This is a genomic window from Mucilaginibacter aquariorum (assembly GCF_024498135.1).
Classification (GTDB): Bacteria; Bacteroidota; Bacteroidia; order Sphingobacteriales; family Sphingobacteriaceae; genus Mucilaginibacter; species Mucilaginibacter aquariorum.
The window spans coordinates 984,144-1,000,997 of sequence record NZ_JANHOH010000001.1 but is presented as its reverse complement, the minus strand read 5'-3'; the positions used below and the strand labels follow the sequence as shown (position 1 = coordinate 1,000,997).

Sequence of the window (16,854 nt, the reverse complement as noted above, 5' to 3'; positions counted from 1 at the left end):
ACCAAAAATGTAATGGGAGGGTGCCCTAAGGAGCGCCAACACTCTCCTGTAAGAATGGCTATCAATAGCTATTTTTTTTCGCCCTGGTTTTACTTATTTTCGAGCTATTGTCTTCACTGTAAGTTAATTATATGGGTTTTTAAGCAGTGCGGTCAGGTATCCCGATACTTCTATCATCTTTACCCTTACCAAAGCATATAATAGAATTTCACGTTTTACCCGAACTTTTATTTTTTTGTTAATGAAAACACAATTATCTGTAAAATCAGCCGTACTAGCCTTGCTGCTGGTTTTAGCGTTTGTTATTTCATGGGAATTATATCTGCGGCATAAAGGCGTGGAAGCCGATTACGATGACGGACCTGAATTATGGGCATATACCCGTGGCCAGGTTTACGAGCCTGCAGATAAGGCAGTAGTTTTTATCGGCTCTTCCCGTATCAAATACGATCTTGATATTACCACTTGGGAGCAGCAAACTAACACCCGCGCTATCCAGTTATCCATGGTAGCTTCATCGCCAAGGCACATGCTCACCAATTTAGCGGATGATCCAAATTTTAAAGGAAAACTGGTTGTCGATGTAACTGAAGTGTTGTTTTTCAGTAACCGCGGCAATGCCTCGCCAGATGCAGGAATCGCTTATTATAAAGGACGTACACCCGCTCAAAAAGTAAGTTTCGATATCAACAAACCGATTGAGAGCCGCCTGGCGTTTTTAAACGAACGCAATTGTGCCCTTAATGCCCTGATCGGCGAAATGCATATACCGAACAGGCCAATGGTATATCCTTTTCTTGATTTTCCGATCGGGTTCGGTGTCACCCTTTTTAACAGGCAGAGTAAAATGAGTGCTGATTTTGTTGCCGACACCAATAAGCAGAATCAGGTAAAAGCCATCTGGGGGTTATTGAGAAATGATCCTACTCCGCCCATGAGCGGCAAAGCGCTCGACAAGGTTATGCAATCGGTAACCCGCGACGTAGCCCGGATTAAAGCACGGGGAGGGGATGTGATCTTCACAAGAACACCTTCGAGCGGTTTCTTTCTCCAGGCAGAACACCACATGTATCCACGGGAGGCCTATTGGGACAGATTGCTAAAAGAAACCGGCTGCAAAGGTATTTATTATGCTGACTATCCCGGGATGGCATCGCTTACCTGTCCGGAATTCTCACATTTATCGCCTGCAGATGCCATAATATACACGAATAATTTGGTGGCTGTTTTAAAACGAAACAGGACCTGGGGGCTATAACAGTACTGTTAATACACGGAAAAGACTTTGATCAACCTTAAATGTTCACGCCATGGTTTTTAATTCCTATACGTTTATTGCATTTTTTGCCATCATACTCGTCTTGCATAACCTACCCATCTCGTGGAAGGCTAAGAAAATTAACCTGCTGATAGCCAGTTATATTTTTTATGCGGCATGGAACCCGCCATTTATCCTGCTGCTATGGCTATCTACCGTGGTTGATTTTTTCGTGGGCCGGGCCTTATATACCCAGCCAAATAAAAGTAAGCGCCATATGCTTTTGGTAATAAGTTTAATAGGTAACCTGGGGATGTTATGTTTTTTTAAATATGGCGGCTTTATATTAGAGAATTTTGTGATTCTTAGTAATGCCGTAGGGATAGATTATCACCCTGCAAAACCGAATATCATATTACCCGCCGGAATATCTTTTTATACGTTTACTACGCTTTGCTATACGATAGACATGTATAAAAAGAAAAGTAAGCCGGTTGCTTCACTACTTGATTTCTCATTGTTTGTTACGTTTTTTCCGCATCTTGTTGCCGGCCCTATCGTGCGGCCGCCACAACTGGTGCCACAATTTGAAACACCTCATAAGGCTACCGGGCAACAATTGCTGAACGGTTTATTGTTGTTGACACTGGGCTTATTTATGAAAGTAGTATGTGCCGATACGCTCCTTGCGGCAACGTCTGACACTATTTTCGGTTCACCCGGCAACCTGGGGATGCTTGACGCCTGGATGGGGGTACTTGCCTTTTCGGGGCAAATATTTTTTGACTTTGCCGGGTATTCTACAGCGGCTATAGGCGTTGCCCTTTGTCTCGGCTTTGTATTGCCGCAAAACTTTTTATACCCCTATGCGGCTATCGGTTTTTCAGACTTTTGGCGAAGATGGCATATCACCCTGTCTTCCTGGCTGCGCGATTATCTCTATATCCCATTAGGCGGCAACCGCGAAGGCAAGTTCAAGACCTATGTAAATGTGATGATCACGATGTTGATTGGCGGCTTATGGCACGGCGCCAACTGGACATTTGTTGCCTGGGGTGGCCTGCATGGCATTTATTTATGGATAGAAAAAGCGCTGAGCGATAGCCGCGAAAAAACACCACGCATGCCAGACAGCAACATCCCGGTGCCGGTTGTAGTCCAGGCATCTTTGGCCCCAACATTACCCGCCCGGGGTAACGGCGGATTTTTATACGCTTTATTTACATTTTTGCTGATCTGTATCACCTGGGTGTTTTTCCGTTCGGCAACGTTCTCGGCGGCATGGCGCTTGCTGCGATCCATGGCGGGCCAGGCCCTGCCATCAGGCCCGCCTTTACTTACTACAGCAGCTATATTGCAGGTAGGAGTTGTTATTACGCTCATGCTTGCTTCTCATTGGTTTATGCGTGATACAACAGTTTTGAAGACGGCTTCAAAACTGCCATGGTGGTTATTGGGTATAGTATGGGCCGTATTATTGATCCTGATCATTTTAAGTCAGGGCACCAGTAAATCATTTATTTATTTCCAGTTTTAAATGTCCGTTGAGACCTCAGGTGCGGCTGTGGCGATCGCTATAGCGCTGATAACCCGTCAAAGCAGCGCTGGCCAATCCGGTTAATAGACGTTTTATTTTATAAGCTGCCTGCTATTTTATTCTGGTATCTGTCGCCACCCAGTTCACCTCCCAGGTTTTGCCGCCATCGGCCGAAAAGGATTGTTCAAAGTGACAAGAGTTGGCTTTAATATCCGAGATCACAAACCTGACGAGGATTGCCCTGCCATTATAGGTTTCCTGATCATAGAATTCTCCCCGACCGTTTTCGAATTGCCCAATTGTCGGCTGGCTCATGACCCCGCTGCCGATTCCGGAAAAATTAAGACTCCATTGACGCGCTTCTTTGTTGTATAGGCGCAGGCTTAATGCTTCAATATGTCCTGAGGGGCCGGTTACATCGAGCTCGACAAGGTTAGCACGGCCATTCCAAACTTTACTTACTACGGTGGTGCCGCTGTATTCTACCCACGATGATGATCCTGTCAAAGGATGCTGCAGGCGTTTTAATTCTGTCTTCCAGGTACCTATCTCGAAATCAAAATCGTGACTGCCATCACGCTGAACAGATACCTGGGTATTATCCTTTTGTTGAGCATGCGCCGGGAAGGTGCCAATTATTATTACACAAATCGCCGCTAATAAAATCAGTTTGTTGGTCTGTTTCATACGTTTAAAATTAGAAGTAAATTGGCCCTTATAAAAGAGCCATTTTAATATATTTTTTGGAGCCAATTTTATGGGAAAAGTGACCCCTCAGATCCTGATGACGTTTATTAATATTCATAAGAATATAGGTAAGACAATCCACGGGCAGTTGTATGAACAATTAAAAAACGGCGTTTATAGTGGCTTGCTGATGCCCGGAGACAGGCTTCCCTCATCACGCGAGATGAGCTTAGAATTTAAAGTATCCAGAAATACGGTATTGCAGGTTTTCGATCAGTTGCGGATGGAAGGTTTTTTAGAATCAAAGACAGGGGCAGGCACGTTCATCAGCAGGAGTGTTTTCCATATATCGGATAATGGTCGCCGTAAGTCTCCCTTTATTAAAAATGAAGCCTCACCTGTTTTGTTCCCAGGCGGCCTTAATAGTGCTTTTGAAGGACATATAAGCGCGTTAGAGCCAATGATCCCATTTCAACAGTCGGTGCCCTCGGTTGCCGAATTCCCTTTTGATACCTGGGCACGCATAAGTGCGAGTGTGCATCGAAATATCAGATCGCTGCACCTGGGCTATGATGATGCACAAGGCTATCAGCCGTTGAGGAAGGTTTTGGCTGACCACTTGAGGATCTCCAGATCGATAGTATGTGATCCGGAAAATATAGTGATCGTAAATAGTTCGAGGCAAGCACTGCATCTGGCGGCCGAAATGGTCATCCGAGATGGAGATCTTTGCTGGATGGAAGACCCCGGGTATCCGGGAGCGGTATCGGCGATGAAGCGTTTCGGAGGGCAAATATGCCCAGTCCCGATTACTGCTGATGGTCTAGATATTGATTTCGCCATCCGGAATTATCCTGATGCTAAACTTGCCTATGTATCGCCCTCACATCAGTTTCCAACAGGTTGTACGATGACGCTTGATAAGCGTATCAGGCTTTTGAACTGGGCCAGGAACAATAAATTGTGGATCATTGAGGACGATTATGACAGTGAATTCAGTTACAACAACAGGCCGGTTCCGGCATTGCAGGGTCTGGACACCGGCGGAAATGTTATTTACCTGGGAACGTTCAGTAAGGTTTTGCTGCCTGCGCTGCGTTTAGGCTATATGGTATTTCCCAGTAAGGCTATGGCCAGGCAGTTCGCTATTGGTAAATCTGTGATCGACGGTCAAACTAACATTATAACTCAGGCAGTTGTTAGCGAATTTATCCGGGAAGGATATTTTAGCCGTCACATCAGAAAGATGCGGCTTTTATATAAAAATGCGCAGGATGATCTCGTAAAACTCATTCATCAGCATCTGAAGGGTAAGCTGGAACCGGTACCTGTTAAAACGGGCATGCATTTTCTTGCCTGGCTTCCGGCTGGAGCAGATGCCAGTTTCATCGCCGATAAGGCTTTAGAACATGGGGTCATCCTTAATAGCCTTGAGCGCTATAGTCTTCAATCCAAAGGTAGGAACGGCTTGATATTGGGCTTCTCGGGGTTCTCTACTGCAGAAATGGAAAAGGCTGTTCTTGTATTAAAACGGATACTCAGCGGACCCGACTAAATCAGTTGGTTAACAAACGATAACTGCGTTAAATAAATTGCCATAGGATCAGACAATGCTTGTGACCGGCAAATAAACTGCATTGTTAATTTCATTGACGATAGCTGCAAATGCTTAATAATTATCTGAAGATCCAGCTCCCTTTGGCCCAATGTTTGATAATTTATTTGATACTTAAACAGTGGAATTGAAATAGCCTGGTATATAAATTATACTAAAATTAAGCGACATGAATATCATATTTTGGATCATCCAATCACTGGTTGCCTTAACATTCCTGTATTCAGGCATCAACAAAAGTATCTATTCCGAGCGGCATCTTGTTGCCGTCGGTCAAACCGGCGTGGAAGGATTGCCTGCTGCCGAGATAAAATTTATTGGCATCATTGAGATCCTCGGGGCATTTGGACTAATTTTGCCGGGGTTTTTAAATACTCTCCCTGTAATCACGCCGTTAACCGCTATCGGTTTTGCGATTATCATGCTATTGGCGGTACGGATACACCTGATCAGGAAAGAGCCGAAAAATGTTTTTACCAACGGTGTCCTGTTCGTTCTTTGCCTGCTAATTGCATGGTACAGGTTTTAGAAAAGAAATTGCCGGAAAAGCAGGCTGTTTTCTTATAGCGATCATTCTCCCGGACATTTCGTTTTTTATCTGTTTGACTTGTAGATAAATATAATATTAACAAAAATAATTAAAACTGTAGTTAATTTTTGTTGTTTTTTGCCATATAAGTGGTAATGTTTGGGTGCTTACCAGTTGCCTCCTATGACGGTGCCGTCTGGGGACTGGACCAGGAGCGGCGGAAGGTATGTTTACACGCGCGGTTACTGAAAAAGGCCAGGACCCGGACGCACTTATATACTCGGCTCATGAAAACATGCCGGCCGTACCTACAGATGGCATAGGGGACATTGGTGCTAAAATTCAGCCCCGTGTATCATTTTTATTCATCTTTTAATTCTGTAAATATGACCCCGGAACAGAATTCAAAAATAGCCTCATTAACAACGCCTGTACAAAAGACGTATTCCCTGAAAAACGCCGAAGATCTGGATCCGCTGATGGAACGTATCGGTGATGCCCGCTGCGTGATGCTGGGTGAAGCTTCCCATGGCACTCATGAATATTATACCTGGCGCACGGCAATCAGCAAACGGCTCATTGAAGAAAAAGGCTTTAGTTTTATTGCGGTGGAAGGTGACTGGCCGGATTGTTACCGGCTTAACCGCTATATTAAGTGCTACGCCGACCAGAATAAAAAATCCCATCAGTTACTGCAAAATTTCCGCCGCTGGCCAACCTGGATGTGGGCCAACTGGGAAGTGGACGCCTTAATGAACTGGCTGAAGGTTTACAATACCGGGAAGGCTGCCAACAAACGCGTGGGTTTTTACGGCCTGGATGTATACAGTTTGTGGGAATCGATGGAAGCATTGGTTAATTACCTGCAAGCCAACGATCCGAAAGCGGCGGAACTGGCCAAACAGGCAATCCGCTGTTTTGAGCCCTATGGTGAAGATGGCCAGGAGTATGCCCGGGCCCAATACAGCCTGGAAAGTTCCTGCCGGCAGGAGGTTATTAACCTGCTGGCTGAGATCAGGAAAAAAACGCCGGTTTATGATCACGATCCTGAAGCGGCCCTGAACACCGAACAGAATGCACATGTCGCCGTCAACGCCGAAGCATATTACACTAATATGGTGGGCTTTAATGATAACACCTGGAACCTGCGTGATACCCACATGATGGAAACATTGCAGAGGTTGATGACATTCCATAGTCCCGGCGCGAAAGCCATTGTATGGGAACATAATACTCATATCGGCGATGCCCGTTATACCGACATGAAACGACACGGGATGTTCAATACCGGGCAGCTGGCTCGGGAGCAGTTTGGCGAAAGTGAAACCGTACTGGTCGGTTTTGGCTCCTATCTCGGAACGGTGATCGCCGGTAAACAATGGGGAGCCACTATGGAAGTGATGCCGGTGCCTGCGGCAAGGGAGGGAAGCGTGGAAGAACGGATGCACCGCAAATATGGTGAAAACCGCCTGCTTATTTTCGATGGCAATAATGACCGATACAATGAAGTAATGCCACACCGGGCCATAGGCGTTGTTTATAACCCGCTGCACGAAAAATACGGCAATTATGTGCCTACCATACTTAGCTCCAGGTATGACGCTTTTCTGTACATCGATAAAACCACAGCTTTGCATTCTTTACATATTAAACCCGATGGCAACCTGGTGCCGGAAACTTATCCTTTTAATTTTTAAGGCAAAACATAATGGCAGCATATACCCGGGCATTCAAAGATATTGGTAAAGCGGATAGCGCGCAGGTTGGCGGTAAAAATTCATCCCTGGGTGAAATGTTTAACCAACTGAAAAAAAACGGAATCCGGGTGCCGGATGGCTTCGCAACCACGGCCGGTGCTTACTGGCATTTCATCGATGAGAATCAATTAAGGAACCGGCTAAGGGAACTGTTGGCTCACCTGGATAAAAAAGATTTTACCAACCTGAAAGCTACGGGCCGGCAGGCAAGGGCGCTCATCATGAAAGCCGGGGATGCCAGATGACTTGAAGTATGACATTATTGATGCCTATCAAAGTTTGTCTGGTAAGCAGGCATTTACCGTAGCCGTGCGCAGCAGCGCCACAGCCGAAGACCTGCCCGAGGCCAGCTTTGCCGGGCAGCATGATTCTTATTTAAACATCAAGGGGCAGGAAGAAGTGGTAAAAGCGGTGCAGCGCTGTTATGCCTCTTTATTTAACGACAGGGCTATCAAGTACCGGGAGGATAATCACTTTGACCACAATCAGATCGCTTTATCAGTAGGCGTTCAAAAAATGGTCCGTTCAGACAGGGCCTGTTCAGGTATCGGCTTTACTCTGGAACCGGAATCGGGTTTCCGTAACGTGGTGCATATAGCCGGAACATGGGGTTTGGGCGAAAATATTGTGCAAGGCAATGTATCGCCGGATGAGTACCTGATTTTCAAGCCGGCATTAAAAAACGGAAAAAAAGCCATCATCCAGAAAAGCTTGGGCGATAAAGCTACGATGATGATTTATGCAAAAGAAAATCAAAGTGAGAAGCCGGTCATCAGTCAGGATACACCGGATAAAAAAAGAAGCGAATATGTATTAAGTGATCAGGAGGTCATCAAAATTGCGGAATGGGCAGTTATCATCGAGGATCATTACGGCAAACCTATGGACTTCGAGTGGGCTAAAGACGGCAAGACTAAGGAGCTTTTTGTTGTTCAGGCACGTCCCGAAACCGTACACAGCCGAAAGAACCCTTCGCAGGTAAAGGAATATACACTTACTAAAAAAGGAACCGTTATGGTTACCGGTGAAGCAGTAAGCAATAAGATCGCATCGGGCAAAGCCAGACTGTTAAAGTCAGCCAAAGAATCTGAAAAATTGAAGGCCGGTGAAATACTGATGACCGAACGCACCTCGCCTGACTGGGATCCCATTCTTAAAAAAGCAGGGGCTATCATCACGGATACAGGCGGCCGTACCAGCCATGCTGCTATTGTTGCCCGGGAACTGGGCGTCCCGGCGGTTATAGGGGCCGCCGAGGCAACAAAAAAAATCAAAGACGGACAGGTAATTACCGTAAGTTGTACAGGAGGTAAACCGGTACCGTATATCAAGGGGAACTGGAATGGCAGGAGAGCATCCATAACCTCAGTCATGTGGAAATGCCCCAAAAGACCAAAGTCATGCTCATCATTGGCGATCCCAGCAGCGCATTTACTTCCTCCTTTTACCCCAATGATGGTGTTGGCCTGATGCGTATCGAGTTTGTCATTAATAACACGGTTAAAGTTCACCCTATGGCGCTGGTTAAATACCGGGAATTGAAAGATCAGGAAGCCTTCACGGACTATTTTCATGGCTTCACACTCTAGCCGGAAACCGCAGGAATTGTTTTGGTAAATAGTAATCCGAAGGATATTGTAAGCTTAATTTTATTTGGCAAAGCTACTTATAGAAAAATGATCCAGAACCTGGTTTGGGCAACTGGCTATAACGTAGTTGCCTTGCCACTCGCGGCCGGTGTGCTTTATCATCAGGGAGTTGTATTAAGCCCGGCGGCAGGAGCTGTTTTAATGACCGTAAGTACGGTTGTTGTTGCTATTAATGCAAGCCTGCTGAAAGTAAAGGCTTAGTACAATTTAAATAGCCACCATCACCCGCGTTCAATGCTTATCCAGCATATATGTAAGCACCAGTGTGGTCTGGTGTATAGATGCGCCGAAGGGTTAATATCATACTGTTTCCCGTAACTGCCGGCAGGAAAAACCATATCCGCTTCCAGGCGATCCGAAAACTTCAGTTCAAGGACTATGCACATGTGGCTCCCAACTTGCACCGGGCGATAATGTTTTTTCGTTTTCTATATTAGATTTCGTCAAATCATCACTTTTTATTGATAATTTGACTTTTTAACCAGCCGCTTAATATCCTTGATCCATATTTTCCGGCCATCCGTTTCCAAAATACCTTCTTCTTTAAATTCCTTTAACAGGCGGATCACATTTTCCTGGGCGATCCCGGCCAGGCTGGCCAGATCCATTCTGGAGATATTCAGAATGATCTCTTGTTCGCCGGATCCTTCATCCTTAAACTTTTCCCGCAACACGATCAGCGCGATGGCAAGCCGCTCCGTCGCGGTTCTTTGCGAAATCACGGAAATACCATTGGCCAGCACACTAAACTCATGGCTCAATGTTTTCAATAAGCGTCGGGCAAAAAGCGGTGATTTATCCAGGATAGTTAAAAAGTCTTCTTTAGGAATAAAACTGACCAGGCTATCTTCCAATGTAGCGGCAGAATCAGGGCAGCGTTCTTCTGCTAAAACAGCGTGGTACCCTATCAGTTCGCCTTTGTTGGCTACATAGATGATCTGCTCCCTGCCACTCCGGTCAACTTTATATTTTTTTATCTTCCCCTGGTGGATAAAATAAATACCGGAAGGCACAATACCTTCCTTAAAAATAATTTCTCCTTTTTGATATTTCTGCGCCCCCTGTCGGGAGATCAAAAAATTGTAATCGTCTTCTGAGAGGGTATTAAGAACAGACGGTGTTGTGAATTCCCATTTGTCAATCGGAAAAATTCCTGATAGGCTCATGTTACAAAGATACGAATTATTAAAGCCTGTTTTTAACTGCTCCCGCACGCCGCATGAACTCGCCCGGAAGATATAAAGCTCCTGTTTATTGGCAAAAACTGATAAATATCAGCCCGTATACTGATGTCATACCATACCATTGCCGCCGCTATAGGTCTAAATTTGTATACAATGAAAGATGATCCGTTTTCGCATCTGCCGCTCCGTCCACGGGATTGGATCAAACAAGAAATACTCCGGTCGCCGGAAAACAACCTGGTCAATAAACGCATATTCAGCAACGACACGGAATTTGATTGGCTATACCCAAAACATTTTCAATTACTACCACTCAAATATTTCACCCCGTTGTCTATTGCCCAAAAAGCTGCCGAATTCCTGTCTTTACCAAACGCCCGGGTGCTTGATATTGGTAGTGGCGCTGGTAAATTCTGCCTGGCTGCGGGTTATCATTTCCGGGAAACTTTTTTTTACGGGGTTGAGCAAAGACATGAATTGCATCATTTGGCAGAAGATATCAAAAAATCTACAAACTTACCCAATGTAAACTTTATTTACGGCAATATCACCCAGATCAATTTTAAGGAATTTGATCACTTCTATTTTTATAATTCATTCTACGAGAATATTGATCCGGTAAACCAAATTGATAATACCATTGAATTATCAGAGGGCTTATATAACTACTATACCCAATACCTTTATATGGCGCTAAGTTCAAAACCTGCGGGAACGCGCCTGGTCACCTTCCACAGTTTAGAACATGAGATCCCGCCAGAATATAGGCTGGCAGATGTTTCCTCAGATACTTTGCTAAAAATGTGGATCAAAGAATAATGCAAGTGAATGTGTTCAAATTTTTAACCGCTCCCTTCAGGAGTTTTGAAACCGATAAAAAAGACAGCAGTATGCTCGACGATACTTTAAGTCCGTCCCTTTTCCGTAAAGATAATGCTTTTGACGACCTGTACCCCGAGCATATTCGGGCATTATCACCTATGCACTGGACCTCCGTCGATATCGCTAAAAAAGCGGGTGAGTTCCTGGCAATGCCAGACGCCAAAGTTTTGGACATTGGCAGCGGTGTCGGAAAGTTCTGCCTCGTAGCAGGATTCTTTCATCCCGGAACGACATTTTACGGTATTGAACAGCGGAGCGAACTATTTACTTTCGCGGAAATGGCCAGGGAAGAGATCGATTTACTCAATGTGAGTTTCATTCATGGTAACCTGACCGAGCTGGCCTTTGATGATTACGACCACTTTTATTTTTACAATCCTTTTTACGAAAATATCGAACCTGATAGCCGGATTGATTATGCGGTAAAAACATCCTTTGAGCTTTATGATCGCTATAGCCGGTTTGTTTATGAAATGCTGGACAAAAAGCCTCCGGAGACAAGGCTGGTGACATTCCATGGCGCTGATGGCCAGGTTCCGCCAGGTTACCGGTTGGTCAGTAATTCCTATAGCAGGTTTCTGAAAATGTGGATCAAAGAATGAGTTCCGGGACCAACATAATAATTCAAGGGCTTATAAATGAAGCTCAGCATTGATAAAATAGATAATGGCAAAAACAACAAAATCATGGGCCATGCTGCATGCCAAATGCCCGCGCTGTCGCAGGGGGGATATGTTTGAGGGGGCCACTTACAGCTTTGGTTCCAACAGAGTCAACCTGAACTGCCCGCATTGCCAGATGGTCTTTGAGATCGAGCCGGGCTATTTCTATGCGGCGATGTATGTGAGCTACGCCATGAATGTTGTAGAAGGGGGGATTTTATGGGTAGCCACCTTCCTGATCACTGGCAATAACGATTCACCATGGTTATATCTTGCCACAATCCTGGGCGGTTTATTCGTCCTTTCACCGCTGAATTTCCGATACTCCCGCGTGATACTGCTCTACTGGTTGTCACCCAAGGTGCATTATCGGCCACATCTGGATGCAGATACACCAACAGACGGGAATAAATATAAATGGTTCAAATAATGAGCAGTATGACAAATTTGTTCAGACCAAAGCTGATTGATACCCTCGAAAATTATACCCTGGCGCAATTTTATAAAGATGTAGTTGCCGGTGTAATTGTTGGTATTGTGGCCTTGCCTTTAGCTATAGCGTTTGCTATCGCTTCTGGTGTACCTCCTGAAAAAGGAATTTTTACGGCTATTATTGCTGGCTTGATTATATCCACGTTGGGAGGTAGCCGGGTACAGATCGGCGGACCTACAGGCGCCTTTATCGTCATCGTTTATGAAATCGTTCAGCAGTTTGGGGTCAGCGGCTTAGTTATCTCCACTTTTATTGCCGGGATACTCCTGGTTATAATGGGCGTGGTCAAATTGGGCAATACTATCAAATACATTCCCTATCCTCTGATCATTGGTTTTACCACCGGGATCGCTGTGATCATTTTCTCCTCCGAGGTCAAAGACTTTTTGGGTTTGAAAATGGGAAGCGTTCCTGCTGATTTTATCAGCAAGTGGATAACATACGGCCAGCACCTGGCCTCGGTGAATCTATATGCCTTGTTCATTGGGGTTTTTACCGTACTGGTTGTTTTGCTGTGGCCCAAAATAACCCAAAAGATTCCAGGCTCACTGATCGCTATTGTAATAAGCACGTGGGTTGTTTGGTTCTTTCATCTTCCTGTAGAAACCATTGGCAGTCGCTTTGGAGAAATCCCATCGTCTTTACCACGCCCGGTTATTCCGGGCGTTAGCCTGGCAACCTTCCAGCAATTGATCAGGCCTGCTTTTACAATCGCATTGCTGGGCAGTATTGAATCATTATTATCAGCTGTTGTTGCAGATGGTATGATCGGTGGGAACCACCGGTCTAATACAGAACTGATCGCTCAGGGATTCGCGAATATCTGCTCCTCCATTTTTGGGGGAATACCTGCCACCGGTGCGATTGCGAGAACAGCCACTAATGTTAAAAACGGTGGGCGAACGCCCATTGCCGGTGTCATCCACGCCATCTCCCTGCTCCTGATTATGCTTTTTGCGGGCAAATGGGCTGCGCTGATCCCGATGGCAACACTTGCGGGGATATTGATAGTGGTTGCCTGGAACATGAGCGAACTGGAAAATTTTATAGATGTATTTAAAGGCTCAAAAAGTGATGCCGCCGTTTTACTGACCACCTTTGGACTGACCGTACTGGTAGACCTTACCGTAGCTATTGAAATTGGAATGATCCTGGCTGCCTTTCTGTTTATGCGTAAAATGATGCAGACAAGTTCTGTACAGCAGGCCGTTTTTTCTGCAGATCAGTTACCTGACCGGGAACGTACCCCGGAAGTTATTCCAGTGGGAGTTGATGTGTTTGAGATCAATGGTCCCCTGTTTTTTGGTGCGGCCTATAAATTTAAAGACGCTATGAAAGTGCTGGAGAAGCCGGCCAGGGTACTAATCATCCGGATGGGGAACGTACCTGTTATTGATGCGACTGGTATTCGGGTAATAAGGGATGTTCATCAGGAAATAAAAAAGAAAGGAACAAAACTCATTCTTTCCGAGGTGAATAGCGAACAGGTAATGGCTGAGTTAAAAAAAGCACGTTTATTATTTCAAATAGGGAAAGGCAATGTCAGTGACACTTTTGAAAAAGCTTTAAAACGGGCAAACGATGTTTTATCAGAAGCCATCATTTACCAAATGCATCATAAATAGTACACTCATGATCTATCCTCAACATTTATCCTATACAACCGGCCACTATAATTCCTGAGTTTAAATAGGATAGCGCTGGGTCACAGCCTTGCTAATGGCGAGGATCAATCCGGGTTCCAGAGGGCAATTCTCTTCACTGGCTTTCTCTATCCACAATTTATTCTCATTCAGGATAAGCGTGTAACTTTTACCATCTAAAAGAATTTCAATGGTAAGGCTCCTTTTACTTGGAGCGGAGATAATATAATAGCTATAGCCTTGCTGATTATAATTTACACGTAAAGGAAATCCGATCATAGGTATATAGAAATTAGGTTAAATCGCTGTATATATAAACAAGGAATAACCGGCACAAAAAAACCGGCACAAATATTTTATGCAAATCATAACCTATAAAGAAATGATCCTTGATGCTGCTGCTTTTTTTAAATAAACTCATCAAGCTTTTTGATATCCGGTTCTCCTTATTACCTTCCATGGCTTCAGTTTCCCAATGGTCAAAAATACTTCAAACTCCACCCGCTATAGGAATAAAATATCAGCCCCGATACTGATATTTATCAGTTTGTGCTACCCATAAAACACTTGAATAGCCATCATAAAATAAGCCCGGTCAGTTTTTGAGCGGGCTTATTTAACAAAACTATTAATTCTTATTTTTATCAAACCCGATGGAAAGTTCCTGCTCCTTAGTGATGACGGTCTGTACTACTGCAATTAGTTATTCAACTAAACTACAGCTCATCGCATCGCCTCCAGCTCCGTTTTCAATTTTTGTGTGGCCGGGTTCTGGTAGATCTGGCAGGCAAAACGCATCCATACCAAGGCATCTGAAAGGGCTTTGTCTTTCGGATCGAGGGTTAGCTTGAAGGCATTGGCTACGGTATACAAGGTACTGGCGATATTTGCCGAGTACTGTTTTGCCGCGTGCCGTTTCTCCTCCTGGAAATCAGGGATCTTAGTGCTATCCTGTTTACCTGTCAGGAAGGGCTGCATTACCTTCACAAACAACACACTATCTGTTTTTTTGATGGAGTCAATGTTGATCGTCATTTGTTTGGCGGCCATTCGGTAGCCGGTCTTTTTCAGTCCCGCCGTGTCTCGGGTGGCCTGGTAATAATGCAGGGCAAGGTTATCCGCCGAGGGGAGGCGCCGCTCGTCCAGCCAGGGGCGGATCTTGTTGACGTCTGCCAGCAGCTTTTCAGCATCGTTCAATCTGTTTTCTTTGATCGCGTTGCCAAGTGCATAATAAAGCAACCCGTTGTAAAGGCGGTCGCTTACTTGTTTTTGCTGTTCCCTATCCAGCCCCTTCAAACCTTCAAGAATAACCGGCAAGGCGGCAGACACCGTACTGCCCGTATGTTGGCTTAGATAGATGATCGTTTCGGCACTGTGTATGCGCTCGGGCGGTATTACAGCCACATAGGCGTTGAGTATTTCGGCATTGTCCATGCCCAGGCTCGTCCGTTTATCCAGCAGTGCCTTAAGGCTCTCGGGCTGCCGGTCGCCGCGTTTAAAACGGTCCTCCAGTTCGGCCAGCGTTTCGCCAGCCTGCTTTTTAGAAGCTGCTTTACGGCCTTCGGCGATCAGGGCTGAAGCGTTCATATAGTCGCCACTACGATATAACAAATTACCTGCGCTATCCAGGAACAGGTAGGTAGGGTAAGCTTTAACGGCATATGCAGCAGCCAGTTTGGGGCCCTGGCCATGCTCAGCGTCCAACCGGTAACTTACAAAAAGCGAATCGTATACCTTCCCCACTTTTGCCAGCGGGAAAACTTCCTTTTCCATTCGCTTGCAGGGAACGCACCATTCGGTGTAAACGTCCACAAAGATCAGTTTATGTTGCCGGGCGGCTGTCTTGAGCAGCGCGGCCCAGTTGCCACGGAAAAATTGAATGCCTGTCTTTGGATTTTTTTGCGCATGGCTAAGGCTGGTTTGGCAGCACAGCGCCAATATGAAAAGCAGATGACAGTGTTTTTTCATAGTTACTGCGTTATGAGGTAGTTATTTTTTAATAAAATTAGGCATTAAAACCACTATCTTAAAGTATAATACCAAATCTACTATCTAAGTCTGTCAATTGGCATACAATTTAATCGGCCCAATTTTATCACTAACTTAGCTGTATAACCTGTAACGTTTTGATGTTCCAGGTGTCTTTTACAATATGCAGGAACTCGCTAATGGCCAATATTCAGGCAACATTCTCCGGCGCGCAGAGCATGATGGCCTTATTTGTTGTCATACTTCGTATCTGTGTGAGCGGTTCAATAGCGAACGGCACTACCATAAGAACGCACATTTCAGCTTCGTGATCACCGGGTATTGTACCGAAAAGAAAAAAGTAGAGACTGTTCGCGGGCCTGGCCATATCACCTTTTATCATGCGGGGGAAGCTCACCAGGTGACCGCGGTCAGTAAAGATTCCCGGCATATCAATGTTGAGATAGATGCCGGTCTCCTAAAACGCTACGAAATCACAGAAGCGGCTATTGAATCTGCGCTCGCACGGCCGGATACACGATTCGGCATGCTGCGCCTTTACCAGGGGATGCAATTGGGCCGTGTAAACGAAATGGGAGAGACCTTTATGCAATTGGTAACCGGCGATTTGCCTCTTATTAAACCAGCCTGGATTTTTCTGGTTGAAGAGTTTTTGCGGGACCATATCGGTCGGCCTGTTTCATTGGCCCACCTTGCTAACGTTGCCGGCGTTCATCCGGTCACTATTTCGAGGTATTTCCCGCGTTTTTTCGGCTGTACGCTCAGCGCCTACCAACGAAAGTTGCAAATCGGAAAAGCCATGGAACTTATGCGCTCGGGCAGGCTTTCGCTTACTGATATTGCCTTTCATTGCGGTTTTGCCGACCAAAGCCATTTTACCCGGACCTTCAGGGAACTAACCGGCCTAAGGCCCGGCGATTACCGTGCATTGTAATATGGCTAATTACATTCTATTTTAGCTTGGTTATT

16 protein-coding genes and 1 pseudogene are annotated in these 16,854 nt (G+C 45.3%); 13 read left to right on the top strand and 4 right to left on the bottom strand.

Annotated features, from left to right (window positions below):
* Nucleotides 1-241: 241 nt before the first annotated feature.
* Both NPE20_RS04355 and NPE20_RS04350 read left to right on the top strand, forming a co-directional pair.
* Nucleotides 242-1,258: a hypothetical protein gene (locus NPE20_RS04355; RefSeq protein ID WP_256537381.1), complete on the top strand. Its 1,017-nt coding sequence runs from the start codon at nt 242-244 to the stop codon at nt 1,256-1,258.
* 52 nt (nt 1,259-1,310) lie between these two features.
* Nucleotides 1,311-2,795 (top strand): MBOAT family O-acyltransferase, encoded by a 1,485-nt coding sequence (locus tag NPE20_RS04350; protein ID WP_256537380.1) that lies wholly within the window; start codon nt 1,311-1,313, stop codon nt 2,793-2,795.
* A gap of 111 nt (nt 2,796-2,906) precedes the next feature.
* Here the strand turns inward: NPE20_RS04350 and NPE20_RS04345 are convergent, their stop codons facing one another.
* On the bottom strand, nt 2,907-3,482 hold the full coding sequence (locus tag NPE20_RS04345; protein WP_256537379.1) for a hypothetical protein: 576 nt from the start codon (nt 3,480-3,482) through the stop codon (nt 2,907-2,909).
* 70 nt (nt 3,483-3,552) lie between these two features.
* Between NPE20_RS04345 and pdxR the strand changes: the two genes are divergently transcribed.
* From pdxR to NPE20_RS04315, 6 genes and pseudogenes are all read left to right on the top strand, one after another.
* The gene (gene pdxR, locus NPE20_RS04340; protein WP_256537378.1) at nt 3,553-5,037 is read left to right on the top strand and encodes a MocR-like pyridoxine biosynthesis transcription factor PdxR; all 1,485 of its coding nucleotides are present in this window, start codon (nt 3,553-3,555) and stop codon (nt 5,035-5,037) included.
* 229 nt (nt 5,038-5,266) lie between these two features.
* Nucleotides 5,267-5,626, top strand: a complete 360-nt coding sequence (locus NPE20_RS04335) for a DoxX family protein (RefSeq protein WP_256537377.1) — start codon at nt 5,267-5,269, stop codon at nt 5,624-5,626.
* Nucleotides 5,627-6,012: 386 nt separating this feature from the next.
* Nucleotides 6,013-7,323, top strand: a complete 1,311-nt coding sequence (locus tag NPE20_RS04330) for an erythromycin esterase family protein (protein WP_256537376.1) — start codon at nt 6,013-6,015, stop codon at nt 7,321-7,323.
* Between the two features lie 11 nt (nt 7,324-7,334).
* Nucleotides 7,335-7,628 carry a PEP/pyruvate-binding domain-containing protein gene (locus NPE20_RS04325; RefSeq protein WP_256537375.1) on the top strand — a complete coding sequence of 98 codons (294 nt, stop codon included), beginning with the start codon at nt 7,335-7,337 and terminating at the stop codon, nt 7,626-7,628.
* Complete coding sequence (locus tag NPE20_RS04320; protein WP_256537374.1) at nt 7,618-8,853, top strand: PEP/pyruvate-binding domain-containing protein; 1,236 nt, start codon at nt 7,618-7,620, stop codon at nt 8,851-8,853. Before NPE20_RS04325 ends, NPE20_RS04320 begins: the two co-directional genes overlap by 11 nt.
* A gap of 122 nt (nt 8,854-8,975) precedes the next feature.
* Nucleotides 8,976-9,233: pseudogene (locus NPE20_RS04315) on the top strand (heavy metal translocating P-type ATPase); the annotation flags it as partial.
* 257 nt (nt 9,234-9,490) lie between these two features.
* On the opposite strand, the gene NPE20_RS04310 reads toward NPE20_RS04315, so the two are convergent.
* Nucleotides 9,491-10,198: a Crp/Fnr family transcriptional regulator gene (locus tag NPE20_RS04310; RefSeq protein WP_256537373.1), complete on the bottom strand. Its 708-nt coding sequence runs from the start codon at nt 10,196-10,198 to the stop codon at nt 9,491-9,493.
* A gap of 171 nt (nt 10,199-10,369) precedes the next feature.
* Here NPE20_RS04310 and NPE20_RS04305 point away from each other — a divergent pair, with 171 nt between their 5' ends.
* The 4 genes from NPE20_RS04305 (at nt 10,370) to NPE20_RS04290 (ending at nt 13,878) form a co-directional block, all read left to right on the top strand.
* Nucleotides 10,370-11,035, top strand: a complete 666-nt coding sequence (locus tag NPE20_RS04305; protein ID WP_256537372.1) for a methyltransferase domain-containing protein — start codon at nt 10,370-10,372, stop codon at nt 11,033-11,035.
* Nucleotides 11,020-11,700: a class I SAM-dependent methyltransferase gene (locus tag NPE20_RS04300; RefSeq protein WP_256537371.1), complete on the top strand. Its 681-nt coding sequence runs from the start codon at nt 11,020-11,022 to the stop codon at nt 11,698-11,700. The genes NPE20_RS04305 and NPE20_RS04300 overlap by 16 nt, the downstream gene beginning before the upstream one ends.
* A gap of 64 nt (nt 11,701-11,764) precedes the next feature.
* Complete coding sequence (locus NPE20_RS04295; protein WP_256537370.1) at nt 11,765-12,190, top strand: DUF983 domain-containing protein; 426 nt, start codon at nt 11,765-11,767, stop codon at nt 12,188-12,190.
* 8 nt (nt 12,191-12,198) lie between these two features.
* A complete protein-coding gene (locus tag NPE20_RS04290) occupies nt 12,199-13,878 on the top strand; it encodes a SulP family inorganic anion transporter (protein WP_256537369.1) in 1,680 nt (559 codons plus the stop codon).
* Between the two features lie 60 nt (nt 13,879-13,938).
* Here NPE20_RS04290 and NPE20_RS04285 read toward each other — a convergent pair whose 3' ends face one another.
* Together NPE20_RS04285 and NPE20_RS04280 are read right to left on the bottom strand one after the other, a co-directional pair.
* Nucleotides 13,939-14,175, bottom strand: a complete 237-nt coding sequence (locus NPE20_RS04285; protein ID WP_256537368.1) for a hypothetical protein — start codon at nt 14,173-14,175, stop codon at nt 13,939-13,941.
* Between the two features lie 444 nt (nt 14,176-14,619).
* Complete coding sequence (locus NPE20_RS04280) at nt 14,620-15,864, bottom strand: thioredoxin family protein (RefSeq protein ID WP_256537367.1); 1,245 nt, start codon at nt 15,862-15,864, stop codon at nt 14,620-14,622.
* 184 nt (nt 15,865-16,048) lie between these two features.
* Here NPE20_RS04280 and NPE20_RS04275 point away from each other — a divergent pair, with 184 nt between their 5' ends.
* On the top strand, nt 16,049-16,819 hold the full coding sequence (locus NPE20_RS04275) for a helix-turn-helix transcriptional regulator (protein WP_256537366.1): 771 nt from the start codon (nt 16,049-16,051) through the stop codon (nt 16,817-16,819).
* Nucleotides 16,820-16,854: the final 35 nt, after the last annotated feature.

Excerpts from the sequence above, each read along its gene's own strand:
- NPE20_RS04355 (WP_256537381.1), top strand. The coding sequence starts at position 242 with ATGAAAACACAATTATCTGTAAAATCAGCCGTACTAGCCTTGCTGCTG.
- NPE20_RS04350 (WP_256537380.1), top strand. The coding sequence starts at position 1,311 with ATGGTTTTTAATTCCTATACGTTTATTGCATTTTTTGCCATCATACTC.
- NPE20_RS04345 (WP_256537379.1), bottom strand. The coding sequence starts at position 3,482 with ATGAAACAGACCAACAAACTGATTTTATTAGCGGCGATTTGTGTAATA.
- pdxR (WP_256537378.1), top strand. The coding sequence starts at position 3,553 with ATGGGAAAAGTGACCCCTCAGATCCTGATGACGTTTATTAATATTCAT.
- NPE20_RS04335 (WP_256537377.1), top strand. The coding sequence starts at position 5,267 with ATGAATATCATATTTTGGATCATCCAATCACTGGTTGCCTTAACATTC.
- NPE20_RS04330 (WP_256537376.1), top strand. The coding sequence starts at position 6,013 with ATGACCCCGGAACAGAATTCAAAAATAGCCTCATTAACAACGCCTGTA.
- NPE20_RS04325 (WP_256537375.1), top strand. The coding sequence starts at position 7,335 with ATGGCAGCATATACCCGGGCATTCAAAGATATTGGTAAAGCGGATAGC.
- NPE20_RS04320 (WP_256537374.1), top strand. The coding sequence starts at position 7,618 with ATGCCAGATGACTTGAAGTATGACATTATTGATGCCTATCAAAGTTTG.
- NPE20_RS04310 (WP_256537373.1), bottom strand. The coding sequence starts at position 10,198 with ATGAGCCTATCAGGAATTTTTCCGATTGACAAATGGGAATTCACAACA.
- NPE20_RS04305 (WP_256537372.1), top strand. The coding sequence starts at position 10,370 with ATGAAAGATGATCCGTTTTCGCATCTGCCGCTCCGTCCACGGGATTGG.
- NPE20_RS04295 (WP_256537370.1), top strand. The coding sequence starts at position 11,765 with ATGGCAAAAACAACAAAATCATGGGCCATGCTGCATGCCAAATGCCCG.
- NPE20_RS04290 (WP_256537369.1), top strand. The coding sequence starts at position 12,199 with ATGACAAATTTGTTCAGACCAAAGCTGATTGATACCCTCGAAAATTAT.
- NPE20_RS04285 (WP_256537368.1), bottom strand. The coding sequence starts at position 14,175 with ATGATCGGATTTCCTTTACGTGTAAATTATAATCAGCAAGGCTATAGC.
- NPE20_RS04280 (WP_256537367.1), bottom strand. The coding sequence starts at position 15,864 with ATGAAAAAACACTGTCATCTGCTTTTCATATTGGCGCTGTGCTGCCAA.
- NPE20_RS04275 (WP_256537366.1), top strand. The coding sequence starts at position 16,049 with ATGCAGGAACTCGCTAATGGCCAATATTCAGGCAACATTCTCCGGCGC.